Raw genomic sequence first — 303 nt, forward strand, 5'->3', positions numbered from 1 at the left:
CGCCGCGCCCGCGGGCAGCGCGCCGGGCCAGGGCGGCGCGGCCGACGCCGCGGGGACCGGCTCGGGTACCGGCTCCGGCAGCACCGGTGTGGTCAGTACGGCCACGGTGGACGCGGTGTCGCTGGCCTGGGCCGAGCGGTTCGCGCGGGCGCTGGCGCCGCTGCGGCCGGTGGACTCCGCGACCGACGGCGGGGGCCCGGCCAGGACCACCGCCCCGCTGCCGGAGAGCACCCGTCTGTTGGACGAACTGGGCCTGGCCCGGGCGACACCGGCTTCGCTGATGGCCCGGTGGGGCGCCCCCGC

The 303-nt window shown here is 81.2% G+C and carries 1 pseudogene; it reads left to right on the top strand.

Features of this window, described 5'->3' with window-relative positions:
• Positions 1-303, top strand: a pseudogene (locus AAHZ94_RS35260) (hypothetical protein); the annotation flags it as partial.

The sequence above is a fragment of the Streptomyces sp. HSW2009 genome, from assembly GCF_040240285.1.
Lineage (GTDB): Bacteria > Actinomycetota > Actinomycetes > Streptomycetales > Streptomycetaceae > Streptomyces.